The 22,730-nt window shown below is 70.9% G+C and carries 2 protein-coding genes and 2 pseudogenes; 1 reads left to right on the forward strand and 3 read right to left on the reverse strand.

The annotated features are described in order from the left end of the window. A pseudogene (locus tag NF20_RS08955) lies at positions 1-1,837 on the forward strand (AMP-binding protein); the annotation flags it as partial. A 6-nt stretch (positions 1,838-1,843) separates the two neighbouring features. Here the strand turns inward: NF20_RS08955 and NF20_RS08960 are convergent. From NF20_RS08960 to NF20_RS28690, 3 genes and pseudogenes are all read right to left on the reverse strand, one after another. After that, on the reverse strand, positions 1,844-4,243 hold the full coding sequence (locus NF20_RS08960; RefSeq protein ID WP_033717284.1) for a non-ribosomal peptide synthetase: 2,400 nt from the start codon (positions 4,241-4,243) through the stop codon (positions 1,844-1,846). Positions 4,244-4,818: 575 nt separating this feature from the next. Next, positions 4,819-12,477, reverse strand: coding sequence for a non-ribosomal peptide synthetase (locus NF20_RS28685; protein ID WP_033717266.1), 7,659 nt, complete (start codon positions 12,475-12,477; stop codon positions 4,819-4,821). Continuing rightward, positions 12,474-22,722: pseudogene (locus tag NF20_RS28690) on the reverse strand (amino acid adenylation domain-containing protein). Before NF20_RS28690 ends, NF20_RS28685 begins: the two are co-directional and overlap by 4 nt. Between the last annotated feature and the right edge of the window lie 8 nt (positions 22,723-22,730).

Here is a 22,730-nt window from a genome sequence, read left to right on the forward strand (position 1 = left end):
CGGGCTGGTCGGTCACCGCATCGCCTCCATCTACTCCGCGATCGTCGCCGCCGGACCCATCCCGACGGCCGTCTTCGGCTCGCTGCGGGAGCTGGTCGAGTGCGAGTCGCACTACGAATCCTCGGCCGACTACCGCGACGACGAGGCCTACTGGCTGGCGAACCTTCCGCCCGAAACCACCCGGCTGCCGGCCGCCCCGGCGCAGCGTGACCCGTGGCCGTCGGCGCCGGTGCCGCTGGACGCCGACGTCGTGCGCCGGGTGCGCCGGCTGTCGGAGGTCTGGGGCGTCTCGCAGACCTCGGTCATCACCGCGGCCTGCGCCCTGCTGGTGCGGGCCTGGGACGGCGACGGCTCCGGCGTCGTGCTCGACTTCCCGGTCAGCCGGCGGGTGCGCCCGGAGCTCAAGACGCTGCCCGGGATGGTCGCCGGGGTGGTGCCGCTGGTGTTGAGCCTGGCGCCGCAGTGCACGGTCGCCGCCTTCTGCCGGCACGTCGAGACCCGCATCGACGAGGCGATCCAGCACCAGCGATTCCCGGTGCACGCGCTGGAGCGCAAGGTCCGCGGCTTGGCCCGGCCGCCCGAACGGGTGAGCGTCAACTTCATCCCGTCGGCATTCACCCTGCCGTTCGGCGGCGTCACCGCGTCGGCGTCGTACACCAACTCCGGCCAGGCCGACGGGTTCGGGTTGATCTTCTCCAGCGACGGCGACGAGCTGTTCTTCAGCACGGCGGGTAGCTGGGCACCGTGGTCGGGGCTGGGCGCTGCCGAGTTGGCCGACCGGCTGCAAGGGGTGCTGACGGCGATGACCGCCGATCCCACCCGGCCGTTGCGGTCGCTGCAGCTGCTCGACCAGAGCGGGCGCGACCGACTCGATCTGTTCGGCCGCCGCGCCGCGCTGTCCGAGCCGCTGGCACCGGTGTCGGTGGTGGACCTGTTCGCGGCGCAGGTGGCCCGCACACCGGACGCGGTGGCGCTGACGTGCCGGGGCCGGTCGATGACGTACCGCGAGCTCGACCTGGCGGCCAACCGGCTGGCGCACGCGTTGATCGATCGTGGCGCCGGCCCGGGCGAGCTTGTGGCCCTGGTGTTTTCGCGCTCGGCTGAGGCGATCGTGGCGATTTTGGCGGTGCTGAAATCCGGTGCGGCGTACCTGCCGATCGACCCGGCACTGCCGGCGGCCCGCATCGAGTTCATGCTGGCCGACGCCGCCCCGATCGCCGCGGTCGGCACCGCGGCGCTGGCCGGCACGTTGGACGGGTTCGAGCTGCCGGTCATCGACGTCGACGATCCGGCGCTGGCCGGCCAACCCGGCACGGCACCGCCGACGCCGGCCCCGGACGACCTGGCCCACCTCATCTACACCTCGGGCACCACCGGCGTGCCGAAAGGTGTTGCGGTGACTCACCATAACGTTGCGCAGTTGTTCGACGACCTGCGCATCGGCATCGAGTTGTCGGCGCAGCAGGTGTGGACCCAATTCCATTCCTACGCTTTCGATTTCTCGGTGTGGGAGATCTGGGGTGCGCTGCTGCACGGCGGCCGCCTGGTGGTGGTGCCCGACGCGGTGACCCAAGCTCCCGACGAGTTGCACGCGCTGCTGGTCGACGAGGGCGTCACCGTGCTGACGCAGACCCCGTCGGCGGTCTCGACCCTGTCGCCGCACGGGCTGGACTCGGTGGCGCTGGTGGTCGGCGCCGAGCCGTGCCCGGCCGAGCTGGTGGATCGGTGGGCGCCGGACCGGGTGATGGTCAACGTCTACGGCCCCACCGAAACCACCATGTGGGCCTCCCACAGCGCGCCGCTGACCGCGGGATCCGGCGTGCCGCCCATCGGCTCGATGCCGTCAACCCCCACGCCCCCAATACCCCACTCCCACACCCACACCCGCCACGTACAACTCCCCGACCACACCCACCGGCACCGGACACAACCAGCCGTCCAACACAAAGAAGGCCGCCCCGCGCACAGGCCAGCCGATGGGCGGCACGCCGGATCCCGCGGTCAGCGGCGCGCTGTGGGAGGCCCACATGGTGGTTTCGGTGGGGCCGTAGACGTTGACCATCACCCGGTCCGGCGCCCACCGATCCACCAGCTCGGCCGGGCACGGCTCGGCGCCGACCACCAGCGCCACCGAGTCCAGCCCGTGCGGCGACAGGGTCGAGACCGCCGACGGGGTCTGCGTCAGCACGGTGACGCCCTCGTCGACCAGCAGCGCGTGCAACTCGTCGGGAGCTTGGGTCACCGCGTCGGGCACCACCACCAGGCGGCCGCCGTGCAGCAGCGCACCCCAGATCTCCCACACCGAGAAATCGAAAGCGTAGGAATGGAATTGGGTCCACACCTGCTGCGCCGACAACTCGATGCCGATGCGCAGGTCGTCGAACAACTGCGCAACGTTATGGTGAGTCACCGCAACACCTTTCGGCACGCCGGTGGTGCCCGAGGTGTAGATGAGGTGGGCCAGGTCGTCCGGGGCCGGCGTCGGCGGTGCCGTGCCGGGTTGGCCGGCCAGCGCCGGATCGTCGACGTCGATGACCGGCAGCTCGAACCCGTCCAACGTGCCGGCCAGCGCCGCGGTGCCGACCGCGGCGATCGGGGCGGCGTCGGCCAGCATGAACTCGATGCGGGCCGCCGGCAGTGCCGGGTCGATCGGCAGGTACGCCGCACCGGATTTCAGCACCGCCAAAATCGCCACGATCGCCTCAGCCGAGCGCGAAAACACCAGGGCCACAAGCTCGCCCGGGCCGGCGCCACGATCGATCAACGCGTGCGCCAGCCGGTTGGCCGCCAGGTCGAGCTCGCGGTACGTCATCGACCGGCCCCGGCACGTCAGCGCCACCGCGTCCGGTGTGCGGGCCACCTGCGCCGCGAACAGGTCCACCACCGACACCGGTGCCAGCGGCTCGGACAGCGCGGCGCGGCGGCCGAACAGATCGAGTCGGTCGCGCCCGCTCTGGTCGAGCAGCTGCAGCGACCGCAACGGCCGGGTGGGATCGGCGGTCATCGCCGTCAGCACCCCTTGCAGCCGGTCGGCCAACTCGGCAGCGCCCAGCCCCGACCACGGTGCCCAGCTACCCGCCGTGCTGAAGAACAGCTCGTCGCCGTCGCTGGAGAAGATCAACCCGAACCCGTCGGCCTGGCCGGAGTTGGTGTACGACGCCGACGCGGTGACGCCGCCGAACGGCAGGGTGAATGCCGACGGGATGAAGTTGACGCTCACCCGTTCGGGCGGCCGGGCCAAGCCGCGGACCTTGCGCTCCAGCGCGTGCACCGGGAATCGCTGGTGCTGGATCGCCTCGTCGATGCGGGTCTCGACGTGCCGGCAGAAGGCGGCGACCGTGCACTGCGGCGCCAGGCTCAACACCAGCGGCACCACCCCGGCGACCATCCCGGGCAGCGTCTTGAGCTCCGGGCGCACCCGCCGGCTGACCGGGAAGTCGAGCACGACGCCGGAGCCGTCGCCGTCCCAGGCCCGCACCAGCAGGGCGCAGGCCGCGGTGATGACCGAGGTCTGCGAGACGCCCCAGACCTCCGACAGCCGGCGCACCCGGCGCACGACGTCGGCGTCCAGCGGCACCGGCGCCGACGGCCACGGGTCACGCTGCGCCGGGGCGGCCGGCAGCCGGGTGGTTTCGGGCGGAAGGTTCGCCAGCCAGTAGGCCTCGTCGTCGCGGTAGTCGGCCGAGGATTCGTAGTGCGACTCGCACTCGACCAGCTCCCGCAGCGAGCCGAAGACGGCCGTCGGGATGGGTCCGGCGGCGACGATCGCGGAGTAGATGGAGGCGATGCGGTGACCGACCAGCCCGACGCCGGTGCCGTCGATGACGATGTGGTGGCAGCAGGCGAACAAGTAGAACTGGTCCCGCCGGGTCGCAAAGAGGGCGAACCGGAACAACGGCCCGGACAGCGGCATCGGCGTGCGCTGGATCGCCAGCGCCCGGCGGCGGGCCTCGGCCACCGGGTCGTCCAGGCCGCTCAGGTCGTCGAAGGTCAGCTCGACGTCCGGATGCTCGATCGCCCGCTGGTAGACCGCGCCGTCCACCTCGAAGAACGCGACACGGGCGGGTTCAGCCTCCTGCACCGCCTGCCGGATCGCCCAGTGCAACGCGTCGCGCTCGACGCGGCCGTCGATGCGCACGAACAGGCCGAGCTGCCACTCGGTGCTGGAGTGACCCGTTGCCTGCGCAAGCCAGATGTCTAGCTGTCCGCGCGTAAGCGGAAGTGCTTGAGCATCAAGCTCCATCCATCTCCCCAACCACAGGGTCTGCCTTTCAACCCCCCGGTTGATGAAGCCGCTCGAGCAAGTGTTCTCTACCCGGTGCGGCCCCGGCGCGCGGCGCGATCCGCTCTGCCGTGCTCCACCCGGCGACCGGCTGGAGCGCCGGCAAAGACGGACCGCAACCGTGGCTGCCCTCGTGGTGGACCGAGGCGGCGAAGCCGGCGGCTGTCGCCACCGAATGCTTGGCGCTCACCGACTCCCAAGGCCTCGTAGTCAACACGAGTGCAACAGTTGGGAAGGCTAGTAGACGACAACCCCGCTGGTCCAGAGTTATTCAAACTTAATGTCCTGTGAATTGGCCAACTCAGTAGATTCGCCACCAGTATTTAGGTCGTATACGTACTTCAGGTACTGCCGAAACGCGTTCCAATGCCATACAGTATGGATTGGTGATGGGGGTATGCGGCCGCGGACCGGGCATCGGGCGTTATTGCCCCGTGATAGGCAGGGGGGTCTCCGTGCAAGGCGACGGGACACGCGCATGCTCCGGCGACGGCGCAGTCCGCGGGGACCAGGCCGTCGCCGGAGTTCTCGGAGGGTTAGAGCAAACCGAGCAGTTGCAGGTCGGTGACGTACTTGACGATCACCGGCGCGCTGATGTGCGGGATGTCATTGTCGGAGCCGACTTTGGCTTCCTGCACCGCGGCCCGGAACCGGTCGGTCGGCGCGAAGGCGCCGCGGGCCGGCTCGGCGAGCTGCAGGTTCTTCGGGTCGCGCAGCAGCAACAGCAACATCTGCAGCACCGAGTTCTGCCGCTGCCGTTCCGGCAGCCCGCGCAGACCGGTTTCGAAGCGTTGCAGCCACTCGCCGAAGTCGTCGACCCGCTCGATCGGGTAGCCCGCCTCGATCAGCCAGTCGACGTACTCGTCGAGCCCGATCCCGTCGTCGTGCGGGTTCATCACGTGGTAGGTCTCGAACCCGTCCATCACCTGGGCGCCGAGCTTGGCGATCGCCTCGGCGACGAACTCGACGGGCAGGGCGTCGAAGTGCGAGCGCTGCCGGTTGCCGTCGGCGTCGAGCCGGTAGAACGACTTGGGCGCGGTGCCGGTGGCCACGATGCTCAGGATCATCCGGGTGAAGATGTCCGTCACGTTGAGCTGGCCGGCGTAGCTGGTGTCGGCCAGGATCATGTCGGAGCGGAACACCGAGACCGGCAGCCCGCACAGGTCGTGGGCCTCGCGCAGCAACACCTCGCCGGCCCACTTGCTGTTGCCGTACCCGTTGGCGTAGCTGCCGTCGATGACGCGGGTGGCGCTGATGACCCGGATGTCGGCGTCCTCGGTGAACGCCGACGGCTCGATCTGGCGTCCCACGTCCGACGTCGACACGTACGCGAACGGCTTCTTCCTCGTGGTCAGCGCCAGCCGGATCAGCTCGGCCGTGCCGCCCACGTTGGGGGTGAACAGCTCGCTGTAGGGCAGCACGCCGTTGACCACGGCCGCGGAGTCGACGATCAGGTCGACGGTGTCGGCCAGCTGCTGCCAGGTCTGCTCGTCCAGACCGAGGTTGGCCTGGCCCTTGTCGCCGGCCACCACCTGCAGGTGTTCCTCGGCCAGTTCCTGGAAGTGCCGCAACAGCTCCGGGTCGCCGGTGTTGAAGGTCTTCTCCAGCCGGCCCCAGGCCTCCTCGTCGGAGCGGGCCCGCACCAGGCAGATCAGCTTGCCGTCGACCTGCTCCAGCTGCTCGAGCCATTCCAGCACCAGGTAGCGGCCCAAAAAGCCGGTCGCCCCGGTCAGCAGGACGGTACGCACCTCGGGGCTGGGACCGGGCAGCGTCGGCGCGGTCGACAGCGTCGTCGCGTCGAGGAACTTGTCCAGGGTCAGGTCCCGGGCGTACACCTCCTTGGCGTCGGCGCCGTGCACCGCCGCGAAGCCGGGGCCCGCGGCGTTCTCGGCGTCGGCGCCGCTGGTGATCCGCTGGCTCAGCGCCCGCACCGACTGCGAGTCGAACAGGGTGCGCACCGACAGCGCGCCGTCGACGGCGGTGTTGATCTCGGCGATCACCCGCATCGCGGACAGCGAGTCGCCGCCCAGCTCGAAGAAGGAGTCGTCGATCGAGACCCGCTCCATCCCGAGCACCCGGGCGAAGATGCCGGCCACGGTCTCCTCGGTCGGATTCGTCGGGGCGATGTATTCGCCGCCCCGCTTCCGGTACTCGGGGGCGGGCAGGGCGCGCTTGTCCAGCTTGCCGTTGACGGTCAGCGGCAGCGCGTCCAGCACCACCACCGCCGCCGGCACCATGTAGGCGGGCAGCCGCTCGGCCAACTGGATGCGGATGCCGACCGGGTCGGCGGTGCCGGTGATGTAGCCGACGAGGCGCTTGTCGCCGGGCCGGTCCTCGCGGGCGATCACCGCCGCCTGCTCCACGCCGTCCAGGCCGGCCAGCGCCGCCTGCACCTCGCCGAGCTCGATGCGGTAGCCGCGCAGCTTGACCTGTTCGTCGGCGCGGCCCAGGTATTCGAGCTGACCGTCCTGGTTCCACCGGACCAGGTCGCCGGTGCGGTACATCCGCGCGCCGGGGCCGCCGAAGGGGCAGGCCACGAACCGCGACGCCGTCAAGCCCGATCGGCGCGCGTACCCGGTGGCCACGCCGTGACCGGCGATGTACAGCTCGCCGACCACACCCGGGGGTGCCGGGCGCAGCCACCGGTCCAGCACGAACAGCGCGGCGCGCGGCACCGGCGACCCGATCGGCGCCGACCCGGTGCCGGGCTGCAGCGGCGTGCTCATCGCGGCGTACACCGTCGCCTCGGTCGGGCCGTAGGCGTTGATCATCACCCGGCCCGGCGCCCACCGGTCCACGATCTCGACCGGGCAGGCCTCACCGGCGACGACCAGCGCCGTCGAGTCCAGGCCCTCCGGCGAGAGCATGCCCACCGCCGACGGGGTCTGGCTGAGCACGGTGACGCCCTCGGCGACCAACAGGTCGTGCAACTCGTCCGGGGAGGCGGCGACCGACTCGGGCACCACCACCAGGCGCCCGCCGTGCAGCAGCGCACCCCAGATCTCGTGCACCGACACGTCGAACACCAGCGAGTGCCACTGCGCCCACACCCCGCCCTCGGGCAGGTCGGCGTGCAGCGACTCCACCAGCTGGGCGACGTTGTCGTGGCTGACCGCCACCCCCTTGGGCACGCCGGTGGTGCCCGAGGTGTAGATCAGGTAGGCAATGTTGTCCGACGACGGGACGGGCAGCGCGGCGCTGGGCTGGCCGTCCAGCGCGGGGTCGTCGACGTCGACGACCGACGGCTTGCAGCCGTCCAGCCGCGACCGCAGCGCGGCCGTGGTGACCACGGCGACCGGCTCGGCGTCGCCGAGCAGGAACTCGATGCGCGCGGCGGGCAGCGCCGGGTCGATCGGCAGGTACGCCGCCCCGGTCTTGAGCACCGCCAGGATGGACACGATCGCCTCGGCCGAGCGGGAGAACAGCAGCGCCACGCACTCGCCCGGGCCGGCGCCCTCCTCGATCAGCAAGTGCGCCAACCGGTTTGACGCCTCGTCGAGTTCCCGATAGCTCATCGAGCGACCCTGGAAGGTCAGCGCCGCCGCGTCCGGGGTGCGGGCCACCTGCGCGGCGAACAGCGCCGGGATCGAGGTGCCGGTGGCCGGCTGGCTCAGCACCGGCCGGTTGCCCCACGCGTCGAGCAGCTCGTGCTCGGCCTCGTCCATCACCTCCAGCGATGTCAGCCGTCGAGTCGGGTCGGCCGTCATCTCCGACAGCACCCGCTGGAACCGCTCGGTCAGCTTCTCGATGCCGGCCGCGTCGAACACGTCGGTGTCGAATTCGACGCGCAGGCCGAGCTCGCGACCCGGCAGCGCCATCACCGACAGCGGGTAGTGGTTGTACTCGCGGTTGGTGACATCGGTGATGGCCAACTCGTGGAATCCCAGCGGCACGCTGGTGTCGATCGGATAGTTCTCGTACAGAAACAGGGTGTCGAACAGCGCGTCGTGCCCGGTCACCCGGTGGATCTCGCTGAGCGCCAGGTGCTCGTGTTCCAGGGTGTCGTTGTGGTGCTGCTGCAGCTGGTCCAGCAGGTCGGCGACGGTGGTTTCGGCGTGGGTGTTGGCCCGCACCGGCACGGTGTTGATCAGCAGGCCCACCATGGACTCGGCGCCGGCCAGGTCGGCCGGCCGGCCCGACACCGCGGTGCCGAACGCCACGTCATGCTGACCGGTCAGTCGCATCAGCAGCTGCGCCCAGCCGGCCTGCAGCACCGTGTTGACGGTGGTGTGGCAGGCGCGGGCCAGCTCGCCCAGCGCGCGGGTGGTCTCGGCGGACAGCCGGTAGGACTCCACGGCGCGCCGGCCGAGCCGCATCCGGCCGGCCGGGCCCACCAGGGTGGGCGTGTCGAATCCGTCCAGCACCTGACGCCAGGCCGCCTGCGCCGCGCTGCGGTCCTGGCCGGCCAGCCAGGTCAGGTAGCTGCGGTAGGTGGCGGGCGCGGGCAGCTGGTCGCCGTAGTAGATGGCCAGGATCTCGCGCAGCAGGATGGGCAGCGACCAGCCGTCCATCACGATGTGGTGGTTGGTCAGCACGAACCGGTGCCGGTTGTCCGCGGTGCGGATCAGCGCGGCCCGGAACGCCGGCCGGTTGGCCAGGTCGCTGACGGCGGCGCGTTCGGCGGCGCACAGCTCCTCCACCTTTTGTTCCGGGTCGACGTCTTCGGGGCCCAGCTGGATGTACCGCCAGGCCATCACCGGGTCGGCCGGGACGACCTGCACGGGTTCGCCGTACTGCGGGCAGAACCGGGCGGCCAGGTTGGGGTGGCGGTTGACGACGGTGTGCACGGCGTCGTGCAGGCGGTGCGAATCCAGGGCGCCGGTCACCGTGATGCCCAGCTGCACCGCGTAGACGTCGTCGCCCGGGTCCTGGGCGAAGCTGGCGTGGAAGAGCAGACCCTGCTGCAGCGGGGTCAGCGGCAGGATGTCGGCGATCTGGTGCTGCTTGCTCAGCTCGTCGATCTGGCGCTGGTTCAGCCGCGCGGGCAGGATGTCGGACGGGGTCAGCCCGCCGCCGCCGGCCCGCACGTGCGCGCAGATCCCGGCCAGCGCCTCGAACCACAGCTGGCTCAACCGGCTGATCTGGTCGCGGTCCACCGCCGAGGGCGCCCACGTCCAGTTGGCGTGCAGGTGCGGGCCGTCCTCGGTGTCCATGGTGCCGGCGTTGAGGTCCACGGTGTGCATCAGCGGCATCGCCACCGCGGCGGCCGCGCCGCTCAGCGACAGGCTGTCCGGGCTCAGCCGCCACAGCTCGCCGGGCAGGTCCGCGGCCGCGCCCAGCCGGCCCAGGTAGTTGAACCCGATGACCGGGTCGGACCCGCCGAGGTCGACGTCCGGGTTGAGGTAGCGCAGCAGCCCGTAGGTCAGGCCGTCGGGCAGGGCGCGCAGCTGCTCCTTGGCGGCCTTGACCGCCGCGCCCAGCGCGTCGTCGCCGGCCACCACGCTGGCCCAGTCCAGGCCGTCGATCGCCAGCGCCACCGGGTATTTGGTGGTGAACCAACCCACGGTGCGCGACAGGTCCACGTGCGGGCCCAGCTCCTCGTGGCGCCCGTGGCCCTCGACGTCGATGCCGATCGGGGTGCCGGCGCCGACGACCTGCGTCCAGGCCATCGCGAAGGCGATCAGCAGGATGTCCTGCACGCCGGCGTGGAACGCGGCGGGCACCTCGCCCAGCAGCAGCCGGGTGGTGTCGACGTCCAGCGAGACCGACAGCTGCTCGGCGCTCTGGTAGGTGTCCACCTCGGGCTGTACCGCCGGCAGCACGGCCGGGGTGGCCACCACCTCGCGCCAGGCGTCGGCCTGCTCGACCACCGCCGGGGTCAGCGCGTGTTCGGCCAGCAGCGACGACCACCGGGCGAACGAGGTGCCGCCGGCCGGCAGTGCCACCGGCTGGCCGCTGTGGTGTTGCGCCCAGGCGATGTTGAGGTCCTCGATCAGGGTCCGCCAGGACACCCCGTCGACGGCCACGTGGTGGATGATCAACGCCAATTGGCTTGTCTCACTTGCCCATACCGCGCTCACCATGACGCCGGCGCCCGGGTTCAGCCGGGACCGTGCCGCGACGAGCACCGCGTCGGACAGGGTGTCGACCGACTGCAGGCAGTCGGCGGCGCGCACCGAGCCCGGCTCGGGCGCCTGCAGGTTCCAGCCGCCGGCGCCGTCGTCCTCGACCCGCAGCCGCAGCATCGGGTGGCGGTCCAGCAGCGCCTGCAGCACCACCGCGACGTCGTCGGCGGTGACGCCCGACGGCGCGGCCAGCACCATGGTCTGGTTGAAGTCGTCGATCGGGCCCTGCACGGTTTGCAGCCAGCGCATGATCGGGGTGGCCTGCACCGGCCCGATGCCCTCGTCGACCACCTGCTCCTCGTCGGCGCCGTCGCTGGCCACCCGGGCCAGCCGGGCCACCGTCTGCTCGACGAACACGTCGCGCGGCCGGCAGATCACCCCCGCCGCCCGGGCGCGGGCGACCACCTGCATGGACAGGATGCTGTCGCCGCCCAGGTCGAAGAAGGAGTCGTCGACACCGACCCGCTCCACGCCGAGGACCTGGGCGTAGATGTCGGCCAGGATCTCCTCGGTGTGGTTGGACGGGGCGCGGTACTGGCCGGCGCGCTTGTGGTATTCCGGCGCGGGCAGGGCGCGCTTGTCCAGCTTGCCGTTGACGGTCAACGGCAGCGACTCGAGCACCACCACCGCGGCCGGGACCATGTAGGCGGGCAGCCGCTTGCCCAGCTGGGTGCGCAGCTCGGCCGGGTCGGCGGTGCCGGTGATGTAGCCGACCAGGCGCTTGTCGCCGGGGCGGTCCTCGCGGGCGATGACAGCGGCCTGGTCCACGCCGTCGAGCGCGGCCAGGGCGGACTGGATCTCGCCGAGTTCGATGCGGTAGCCGCGGATCTTGACCTGTTCGTCGGCGCGGCCGAGGTATTGCAGTTGCCCGTCGGCGCCCCACCGGACCAGGTCACCGGTGCGGTACATCCGCGCGCCCGGCCCGCCGAACGGGCAGGCCACGAACCGCGAGGCGGTCAGGCCCGCCCGGCGTGCGTATCCGGTGGCGACGCCGCGGCCGGCGATGTACAGCTCGCCGACCACGCCCTCGGGCGCGGGCCGCAACCACTTGTCGAGCACGAACAGCGCCGCGCCGGGAACCGGCGAGCCGATCGGCGGGGCGCCGGACTCCGCGGTCAGCGGGGCGCTCATCGCGGCGTACACGGTGGCCTCGGTCGGGCCGTAGGCGTTGATCATCACCCGGCCCGGCGCCCACCGGTCGACCACCTCGGCCGGGCAGGCCTCACCGGCGACGACCAGCGCCGTCGAGTCCAGGCCCTCCGGCGAGAGCATGCCCACCGCCGACGGGGTCTGGCTGAGCACGGTGACGCCCTCGGCCACCAGCAGGTCGTGCAGGTCATCGGGCGAACCGGCCACCGATTCGGGCACCACCACCAGGCGCCCGCCGTGCAGCAGCGCACCCCAGGTCTCCCACACCGAGACGTCGAAGACCAGCGAGTGCCACTGCGACCACACCTGTCCCGGGCCCGACGGCAGCTTGGGGTGCAGGGTCTTCAGGAACTCGGTCACGTTGCGGTGGGTGACCGCCACGCCCTTGGGGGTGCCGGTGGTGCCCGAGGTGTAGATCATGTAGGCGATGTCGTCGGGCGACGGCCCGGGCAGCGCGCTGCTGGGCTGGGTGCGCTCGATCTCCGCGGCGGCCTCGTCGACGTCGATCACCGGCAGGTCGAAGCCCTCCAGCCGGTCGCGCAGGCCGGCGGTGGTGACGGCGGCGATCGGGGTGGCGTCGCCGAGCATGAATTCCATCCGCGCCGCGGGCAGCGCCGGGTCGATCGGCAGGTAGGCCGCGCCGGTCTTGAGCACCGCCAGGATCGACACGATCGCCTCGTCGGACCGGGAGAACAGCAAAGCCACGCACTCGCCGGGGGCCGCGCCCTGCTCGGCCAGCAGGTGCGCCAGCCGGTTCGACGCCTCGTCGAGCTCGCGGTACGTCATCGAGCGACCCTCGAAGGACAGCGCCACGGCCTCCGCGGAGCGCGCCACCTGGGCCGCGAACATCCCCGGGATCGACGCCGGAGCCTTGACCGGCTTGGTCAGGATCGCCCGGTTACCCCACTCGTCCAGCCGGTCGTGCTCGCCGCCATCCAGCAGATCGATCGACAACAATCGCCGTCCCGCACCGACGGTCATGACTGTTCCTCCAAGTCCACGGTCATGGCTTCCAGCACGCGCCGGAATCGTTCGATCAGCTTTTCGATCCTTGCCTCGCCGAACACGTCGGTATCGAACTCGACGCGAAGACCGATCTCATGGCCCGGCACGGCTTGCACCGAAAGTGGATAGTGGTTGTATTCCCGGTTCGTAAATCCAGTAATAGTTAACTCGTCCACAGCCGATAGCGCGGCAGTATCGATGGGATAGTTCTCGTACACGAACATTGTGTCGAAAATCTGGTCGTGCCCCGTTACACGATGGATATCGTTCAGCGCCAGGTGCTGATGCTCCAGCGTGTGGGTGTAAGCCCGTTGTAGCTGGTCAAGCAGGTCGGCGATGGTGGTTTCGGCGCCGATCGTGGCGCGCACCGGCACGGTGTTGATCAGCAGGCCCACCATCGACTCGGATCCGGCCAATTCGGTCGGACGGCCCGACACCGCGGTGCCGAACACCACGTCGTGCTGCCCGGTCAGCCACATCAGCAGCTGCGCCCAGGCCGCCTGCAGCACCGTGCTCACGGTGGTGCGGCAGGAGCGGGCCAGCTCGCCGAGCAGCCTGCTGGTGTCGGCGGGAACGTGGAACTCGGCCACGCCGCGCGGCCCGAGGGCCATCCGGCCCGACGGGCCCACCAGGGTGGGGGTGTCGAAACCGGCCAGCACCTCGCGCCAGGCCGCCTGCGCCGCGGCCCGGTCCTGCGCCGACAGCCAGGTGATGAAGTTGCGGTAAGGCACCGGCGCGGGCAGCCGCACCCCGAAATAGGCGGCGAAGATCTCTTGCAGCAGCAGCGGCTTGGACCAGCCGTCCAGCACGATGTGGTGGTTGGTGAGCACGAACCGGTAGGCGTCCTCCGCGGTGCGGATCAGCGCGCCCCGGAACGGCGGCTGGGCCAGGTCGCCGACGGCGACGCGTTCGGCCGACGACAGCCGCTCCACCTGCTCGTCGAGGTCGGCGCCGGCGTCCAGCTCGACGTACTGCCAGGCCAGCTCGGGCTCGGCGGACAGAATCTGAACCGGCTCGCCGAAGTCCTCGCTGAAGTGGGCCACCACGTTGGGGTGCCGGGTGATGACGGTCCGCACCGCCTCGCGCAGCCGGTCGGGGTCGACGGCGCCGGTCACGGAGATGTCCAGCTGGACGGCGTAGAGGTCTTCGGGTTCCTGGCTGCCCTGCGCGGTGCCGGCGTGGAACAGCAGCCCCTGTTGCAGCGGGGTCAGCGGCAACACGTCGGCGACCCGGTACCGCTGAGCCAGCTCGTCGAGGTCCCGCTGGGTCAGCCGGGCGGCGGCGACGTCCGAGGGCGTCAGCCCGCCGCCGCCGGCCCGCACGTGCGTGCAGATGCCGGCCAGGGCGTCGAACCACAGCTCGGAAAGCCGGCCGATCTGCTTGTCGTCCAGCGCGGAGCGGGCCCACGTCCAGTTGGCCTGCAGGTGCGGGCCGTCCTCGGTGTCCATGGTGCCGGCGTTGAGCTCCACGGTGTGCGGCAGCGGCAGCTCCACCGCCCCGGCCGCGCCGGCCAGCGCGAAGCTGTCCGGGCTCAGCCGCCACAGCTCGGGTGAGAGCTCGGCGGCCCCGCCGCCGAGCCGGCCCAGGTAGTTGAACGCGATCGCCGGATCCGAAACATCCAGCCCCGCTTGGGGATTCAGGTAGCGCAGCAACCCGTAGGTCAGGCCGTCGGGCAGGGCCCGCAGTTGCTCCTTGGCCTCCTTGACCACCGCGCCCAACGCCTCGTCGCCGCCGACCACCTGACCCCAGGACAGCCCGCCGAGGCGCAGCGCCACCGGGTACTTGGCCGTGAACCAGCCCACCGTACGGGACAGGTCGACCTGCGGGCCCAGCTCCTCGCTGCGGCCGTGGCCCTCCACGTCGATGCCGATCGGCGCGCCGGTGCCGATGAACTGTGTCCAGGCCAGCCCGAACGCGATCAGCAGAATGTCTTGCACCCCGGCGTGAAACGCCGCGGGCACCTCGCCCAGCAGCAGCCGGGTGGTCTCCACGTCCAGCGACGCCGACAACTGCCCGGCCGTCGCGTAGGTGTCCCCGGGTTGCGCCCCGGGCAGCACCGCCGGGACGGCGGCCACCTGCCGCCAGTCCTCGGCGCGCTCGACCACCTCGGGCCGGCGGGCGTGGTCCTCGAGCAGCGCCGACCAGCGGGCGAACGACATGCCGCCGGTCGGCAGGGCCACCGGCTGGCCGCTGTGGTGTTGCGCCCAGGCGATGTTGAGGTCCTCGATCAGGGTCCGCCAGGACACCCCGTCGACCGCCAGGTGGTGGATGATCAACGCCAATTGGCTTGTCTCGCTTGCCCATACGGCGCGCACCAGGATGCCGTCGGCGAGGTTCAGCCGCGACCGGGCGTCAACCAGCGCCGCCGGCGACAACGCGTCCACGGTCTCCAGGCAGTCGGCGGCCTGCACCGAGCCGGCCTCGGGCACCTCCAGCGACCAGCCGCCGGCGCCGTCGTCCTCGACCCGCAGCCGCAGCATCGCGTGCCGGTCCAGCAGCGCCTGCAGCACCGCGGCCACGTCGTCGGGGGTGACGCCGGCGGGGGCGGCCAGCACCATGGTCTGGTTGAACTGCTCGACCGGGCCGTCCATGTTCTGCAGCCAGCGCATGATCGGGGTGGCCACCACCCGGCCGGTGCCCTCGTCGACGACGTCGTCGTCGCCGGTGGCGACGGTGGCGACCCGGGCCAGCCGGGCCACCGTCTGCTCGGTGAAGACGTCGCGGGGCCGGCAGATCACGCCGGCGGCCCGGGCGCGGGCCACCACCTGCATGGACAGGATGCTGTCGCCGCCCAGGTCGAAGAACGAGTCGTCCACCCCGACCCGCTCCACGCCCAGCACCTGGGCATAGATGTCGGCCAGGATCTCCTCGATCGCGGTCACCGGGGCGCGGTACCGGTCGACGTCGGAGTATTCGGGCGCGGGCAGGGCCCGGGTGTCCAGCTTGCCGTTGACGGTCAGCGGCAGCGCGTCGAGCACCACCACCGCCGAGGGCACCATGTAGCCGGGCAGCCGCTCGCCCAGCTGCGCGCGGACCTCGGCCGGGTCGGCGGTGCCGGTGATGTAGCCGACCAGGCGCTTGTCGCCGGGCCGGTCCTCGCGGGCGATCACGGCGGCGTGCTCGACGCCGTCCAAACCGGCCAGGGCGGCCTGGATCTCGCCGAGCTCGATGCGGTAACCGCGGATCTTGACCTGCGCGTCGGCGCGGCCCATGTACTGCAGCTGCCCGTCGGCGCCCCAGCGCACCAGGTCGCCGGTGCGGTACATCCGCGCGCCGGGCCCGCCGAACGGGCACGCCACGAAGCGGGTGGCGGACAGGCCGGGCCTGCCGACGTAGCCGGTGGCCAGGCCGCCACCGGCCACGTAGAGCTCGCCGACCACACCGACCGGGACCGGGCGCAACCACCCGTCCAACACAAAGAAGGCCAGATTGGCCAGCGGCACGCCGATCGGGCTGTCGCTGCTATCCACATCGGCATCGACGATCTCCCGGAACGACGCATGCACCGTCGTCTCGGTAATGCCATACATATTGATCATCCGCGGCAACCCCGGATGATGATGCAGCCACGTCGCCAACCGATGCGGTTCCAGCGCCTCACCGCCGAACACCACCGTCTGCAACTTCAACTGCTGACCCAACTCCGGGGCCAACGCATCAGCACTCTGCAACGCATAAAACGCCGACGGCGTCTGACTCAACACACTGACCTGCTCACGAACCAACAACGCGTGCAAGTCTTCGGCCGAGCGCACCACCGCGTCCGGCACCACGACCAGGCGGCCGCCGTAGAGCAGCGAGCCGAAGACCTCCCACACCGAGAAGTCAAACGCCAGGGAGTGACACTGCGTCCACACCTGGCCCAACCCCAGCTGAGCGTCGAGTGTCTCCAGCAGCAACGTCACGTTGCGGTGTGGGATGGCCACGCCCTTGGGGGTTCCGGTGGTGCCCGACGTGTAGATGATGTAGGCGATGTTGTCGGCGGCCGGGACGGGCAGGCCGGTGGCGGGCTGCTCGGCGACGGCGGGGTCGTCGAAATCGATGATCTGGCCGGTGAACCCGTCCAGCCGGTCGCGCACCTCCGCCGTGGTGACCGCGGCGACGGGTGCGGAGTCAGCGAGCACGAACTGCAGCCGGGCCGCCGGCACGCCGGGGTCGATCGGCACGTAGGCGGCGCCGGTCTTGAGCACCGCGAAGATCGCCACCACTGCCTCGGCCGAGCGCGGAATGACCACCGCCACCCGCTGACCTGGGCCCGCGCCCTGCCCGGAAAGCAAGTGCGCCAACCGATTTGCCGACTCCTCGACCTCGCGGTAGGTGAACGACCGCTCGCCGCAGGTGATCGCCACCGCGTCGGCGGCGCGGGCAACCTGCGCGGCGAACAGCGCCGGGATCGAGGCCTGCGCGGCGGGCCGCCGGGTCAGCACCGCCCGGTTGCCCCAGGCGTCGAGCCGCTCATGCTCGGCGGCGTCGAGCAGGTCGATCGCCGACAGCCGCTGCCCGGGATCGGTGGTCATGGCCGCCAGCACCTGGCGCAGCCGCTCGATCAGGGTTTCGATGCCGGCCTCGTCGAACACCTCGGTGTCGTACTCGACCCGCAGGCTCAGTTCGTGGCCCGGGGTGGCCACCACCGACAGCGGGTAGTGGTTGAATTCGCGGCTGCTGAACTCGGTGACGGCCAGCTCGTGCACGTCGAGCAGCGCGCTGGCGTCGATCGGGTAGTTCTCGTAGAGGAACAGGGTGTCGAACAGTTGGTCGTGCCCGGTGACGCGGTGAATTTCGTTGAGCGCCAAGTGTTCATGCTCGAGCGTGTCGGCGTGCGCGCGTTGCAGCTGCTCGAGCAGGTCGACGACGGTGGTCGCGGCGGCGATGTCGGCGCGCACCGGCACGGTGTTGATCAACAAGCCGACCATGGCGTCGGCGCCGGGCAGCTCGGTGGGCCGGCCGGAGACGGCGGTGCCGAAGGCGACGTCGTGCTGGCCGGTCAGCCAGGTGAGCAGCTGCGCCCAGGCGCCCTGCAGGACGGTGCTGACGGTGGTGCGGCTGGAGCGGGCCAGCTCGCCGAGCGCCTTGGTGGTGTCGGCCGAAACCGTATAGGTGGCAACGGCGCGCCGCCCGATCTTGCCCGGCGGGGCCACCAGGGTCGGGGTCTCGAACCCGGCCAGGGCCTCGCGCCACGCGTCCTGGGCGGCGGCCCGGTCCTGGGCGGACAGCCACATCAGGTAGCTGCGGTACGACGGCGGCGCGGGCAGCCGCTGGCCGTAGTAGCCGGCGAACACCTCTTGGAGAAGCACGGGCAGCGACCAGCCGTCGATCACGATGTGGTGGATGGTGAGCAGCAGCCGGTGCCGGTCGTCGGCGATGCGGATCAGCGCGGCCCGGAAGGCGGGCTGGCCGGCCAAATCGCACACGGCGGCGCGTTCGTCCGCGGACAGCTGCTCGAGCTGTCCGTCGATGTCGCCACCGTCGAGTTCGAGGTAGCGCCAAGCCATTTCGGGTTCGGCGGGAATGATCTGCACCGGCTCGCCGAATTCGTCGAAGAAGCGGGCGACCAGGTTGGGGTGGCGGTTGACCGCGTTCTGCACCGCGTCGCGCAGCCTGTGCGGGTCGAGGGTGCCGCTCACGGTGATGCCGAGCTGCACGGCGTAGAGGTCTTCGAGTTCCTGGGCGAAGCCGGTGTGGAACAGCAGCCCCTGCTGGACCGGGCTCAGCGGCAGCACGTCGGCGATCTGGTGCTGCTGGCAGAGTTCGTCGATCTGCTGCTGGTCGAGGCGGGCGGGCGCGATGTCGGACGGCGTCAGCCCGCCGCCGCCGGCCTGCACGTGCGCGCAGATGCCGGTCAGCGCCTCGAACCACAACCGGCTCAACCGGTTTAGCTGCTCGTCGGTGAGCACGGAGCGCGCCCAGCGCCAGTTGGCGTGCAACTGCGGGCCGGCGTCGGTGTCCATGGTGCCGGCGTTGAGTTCGACGGTGTGCGCCAACGGCATTGGCACGGCCGTTGCCACCGCGGCCGATGACAGGCTGTCGGCGCTGACCCGCCACATCTCCTCGGACAGGTCGGCGCCGCGCGCCGAGCCGGCCCAGGTAGTTGAATCCGATCACCGGATCCGGCCCCTGCACCTCGATCTCGGGGTTCAAGTAGCGCAGCAACCCGTAGCTCAGGCCGTCGGGCAGCGCCCGCAACTGCTCCTTGGCATCCTTGATCACCGCGCCCAGCGCGGCCTCCCCCGCCACCACCCGCGCCCAATCCAGACGCCGGCTCATCCTCAGTGCCACAGGATATTTCGTGGTGAACCAGCCCACCGTACGAGACAGATCCACCCCCGAGGCGATCTCCTCGTGCCGCCCGTGACCCTCCACGTCGATACCGATCGGCGCGCCACCACCCACGAACTCCGTGCAGGCCAACCCGAACGCAATCAACAAAATGTCTTGCACCCCAGCGTGAAACGCCGCCGGCACCTCCCCCAACAACAACCGGGTGGTCTCCACATCCAGCGACGCCGACAACTGCCCCGCCGACGCATACGTGTCATCGGGCCCCACCGCCGGCAACACCGCCGGCGTGGCCACCACCTGCTGCCACGCCGCCGCCGCAGCCACCACCGCCGGACTCTTGGCGTACTCGGCCAGAATCGACGACCACCGCGCAAACGACGTGCCCGGCACCGGCAACGCGATCTCCTGACCACCCTGATGCTGCGCCCAGGCGATGTTGATGTCCTCGATCAACGTCCGCCACGACACCCCATCAACCGCCAGGTGATGAACAACCAACGCCAATTGGCTTGTCTCGCTTGCCCATACCGCGGACAGCAGGACGCCGTCGGACACGTTGAGCCGGGACCGCGCCTCGACGAGCGCGGCGTCGGACAAACTGTCGACCGCGCGCAGGCAGTCGGCCGCGCGCACCGAGCCGACCTCGGGCGCCTCCAGCGACCAGCCACCGGCGCCGTCGTCCTGCACCCGCAGCCGCAGCATCGGGTGGCGGTCCAGCAGTGCCTGCAGCACCACCGCGACGTCGTCGACACCGACCCCGGCGGGCGCGGCCAGCACCATGGTCTGGTTGAACTCGTCGATCGGGCCGTCGATGTCCTGCAGCCAGCGCATGATCGGGGTGGGCCGCACCGGCCCGATCCCCTCGTCGGCCGCGCCCAACTCGCCGTCGACAGCCACTTGGGACACCCGCGCCAGCCGGGCCACCGTCTGCTCGACGAACACGTCGCGCGGCCGACAGATCACCCCCGCCGCGCGGGCGCGGGCCACCACCTGCATGGACAGGATGCTGTCGCCGCCCAGGTCGAAGAACGAGTCGTCCACACCCACCCGCTCCACGCCCAGCACCTGGGCGTAGATGTCGGCCAGGATCTCCTCGATCGCGTCGCCGGGCGCCCGGTATTCGCCGGCGGCGTATTCCGGCGAGGGCAGCGCGCGCTTGTCCAGCTTGCCGTTGCCTGTCAACGGCAGCGCGTCGAGCACCATCACCGCGGTCGGGACCATGTAGGGCGGCAGCCGGTCGGCCAGCTGCGCGCGCAGCTCGGCCGGGTCGGCGGTGCCGGTGATGTAGCCGACCAGCCGCTTGTCGCCGGGCCGGTCCTCGCGGGCGACCACCGCCGCCTGCTCCACCCCGTCCAAACCGGCCAGCACCGACTGGATTTCGCCGAGCTCGATGCGGAAGCCGCGGATCTTGACCTGCTCGTCGGCGCGGCCCAGATACTGCAGCTGCCCGTCGGGGCCCCAGCACACCAGGTCGCCGGTGCGGTACATCCGCGAGCCGGGGGCCCCGAACGGGTTGGGCACGAACCGCGAGGCGGTCAGGCCGGGCCGGCGCACGTAGCCGTGCCCCACGCCGCGGCCGGCCAGGTACAGCTCGCCCACCACGCCGGCGGGCACCGGCTGCAGCCACTTGTCGAGCACGAACATCGCCGCCCCGGCGATCGGCGAGCCGATCGGCACCACGGGGTCGCCGGCCGTCAGCGGTGTGCTGATGGACGCGCACACCGTGGTCTCGGTCGGGCCGTAGGCGTCCAGCATCACCCGACCGGGCGCCGCCCACCGGTCGACCACGTCGGTCGGGCAGGCCTCGCCGGCCACCACCAGCGCGGTGGACTCCAGGCCCTCGGGTGAGAGCATCGCCACCGCCGACGGCGTCTGGGTGAGCACGCTGACCTGCTCCGCGACCAGCAGGGCGTGGAAGTCTTCCGGCGACGACGCCACCGACTCGGGCACCACCAGCAGCCGCCGGCCGCGCAGCAGGGCGCCGAAGATCTCCCACACCGAGAAGTCGAACGCCGACGAGTGGCATTGCGTCCACACGTTTCCGGGCGGCAGGCCGGCGTCCAGCGACTCGATCAGCCAGGTGACGTTGAGATGAGGAATGGCAACACCTTTGGGGGTCCCGGTGGTTCCCGAGGTGTAGATGATGTAGGCGGTGTTCTCCGGCGCCGGCCACGGCAGTGCGGTGCCGGGCTGGGCTTCGACGGCCGGGTCGTGCACGTCGATGACGAGGAGGTCGTGATCGTCCAGCCGCGAGCGCAGGTCGGAGGTGGTGATCACCGCGCTGGGGGCGGCGTCGGCGAGCACGAAGTCCATCCGCGACGACGCGTGCGCCGGGTCGATCGGCACGTAGGCCGCCCCGGTCTTGAGCACCGCCAGCATCGAGACGATGGCGTCGGCGCAGCGGGGGAACATCACCGCCACGCAGTCGCCCGGGCCCACGCCGTGGTCGGCGAGCAGATGGCCCAGCCGGTTGGACGCCTCGTCGAGCTGGGCGTAGGTCAGCGAGGTCGCCCCGAACGTCACCGCCACCGCGTCGGGGGTGCGCTGCACGTGTTCGGCGAAGGCCTGGGGGATCGACACCGGGGCGGGTGCGGGCTCGGTCAGCGCCGGACGGTTGCTCCACCGGTCGATCAGCGCGGGCTCGTCGCCGGTCAGCAGTTCGATCGAGGACAGCGGGCGGTCCGGGTCCTCGGTCATCGCGGCCAGGATCTGCTGCAGCCGACCGGCCAGGTCCGCGACGCCGAAGCTGGCGAACGGTTGGCCCGGGCCCGCGGTGCTGAGGAACAGCTGGTCGCCGGCGCCCAGGAAGAACAACCCGAAATGCCCCACCGGGCCGTGGTTGGTGTACGACGCCGTCGCCGGGGAACCGGCCAGGTCCAGCGTCAGCCGGGACGGGATGAAGTTGATCCCGACCCGGTTGGGCGCCTGCCGCAACCCGTCGCCTTCGAGGGTGTGCACCGGGAAGCGCTGGTGCGCCAGCAGCTCGCGGATGCGCTTGTCGACGTGCTTGCAGAAGTCGGCGACCGTCGACTCCGGCGCGGTGCTGAGCACCAGCGGCACCACGCCGGCCAGCATCGCGGGCAGCGTTTTGGACTCCGGACGCACCCGCCGGCTGACCGGGAAGTCCAGCGCCACCTCCGATCCGCTACCCGACCAGCCGCGCACCAACAGCGCGCACGCGGCGGTGGTGACCGAAAAGCGGCGGATGGCAAGCTTTTTGGACAGCTCCTTGATCCGGTTGGCGACGGACGGGTCCAGCTGTACCGACGCGGACGGCGAGTAGTGGTCGCGCTCCCCTTCGGCGTCGGGCAGCCGGTCGACCGGCCCGCTCTCCGGCGGCAGGTGCTCGCTCCAGTACGCCTTGTCCTCGGCATAGTCCGGGGAGGCCTCGTAGCCCGACTCCAGGTCGATCAGGTCCTGCACCGTGCCGAAGTAAGCGTCCGGAATCGGCTTACCGGCCACCATTGCCGAATAAATGGTGGCCACCCGTCGGCAAACAAGAGCCATGCCCAGACCGTCGATAGCTATGTGGTGGCAGCAACCAAACAAATAGAATTCGTCGTGCCCTGTTTGGAAAAGCACGAATTTGAACATTTGGCCGTTCAACGGCATCGGCGTGCGCTGAATGGCGGACGACATCTCCCGCGCCTCGGCCACCGGGTCGGCGTGGTCGGTCAGGTCGTGAAAAGCCAGCTCGACGTGCGGGTAGTCGATCGGCTTCTGCACCACCTGGCCGTCGACCTCGAAGAACGAGACCCGGCCGGGTTCGGCTTCGGCGACGGCCTGGGTGATGGCCTGCTCGAGCGCGTCGCGATGGACCTTGCCGTCGATCTTGACCAGCAGACCGAGCTGCCACTGGGTGCCGGCGAAACCGGCTTCCTGGGATAACCAGATATCAAGCTGCCCTCGCGTCAGCGGAAACGCCCGATCATCCCTCGCCATCGACTCCC

It is taken from the genome of Mycobacterium sp. MAC_080597_8934, from assembly GCF_000523975.1.
In the GTDB taxonomy this organism is placed as follows: Bacteria; Actinomycetota; Actinomycetes; order Mycobacteriales; family Mycobacteriaceae; genus Mycobacterium; species Mycobacterium avium.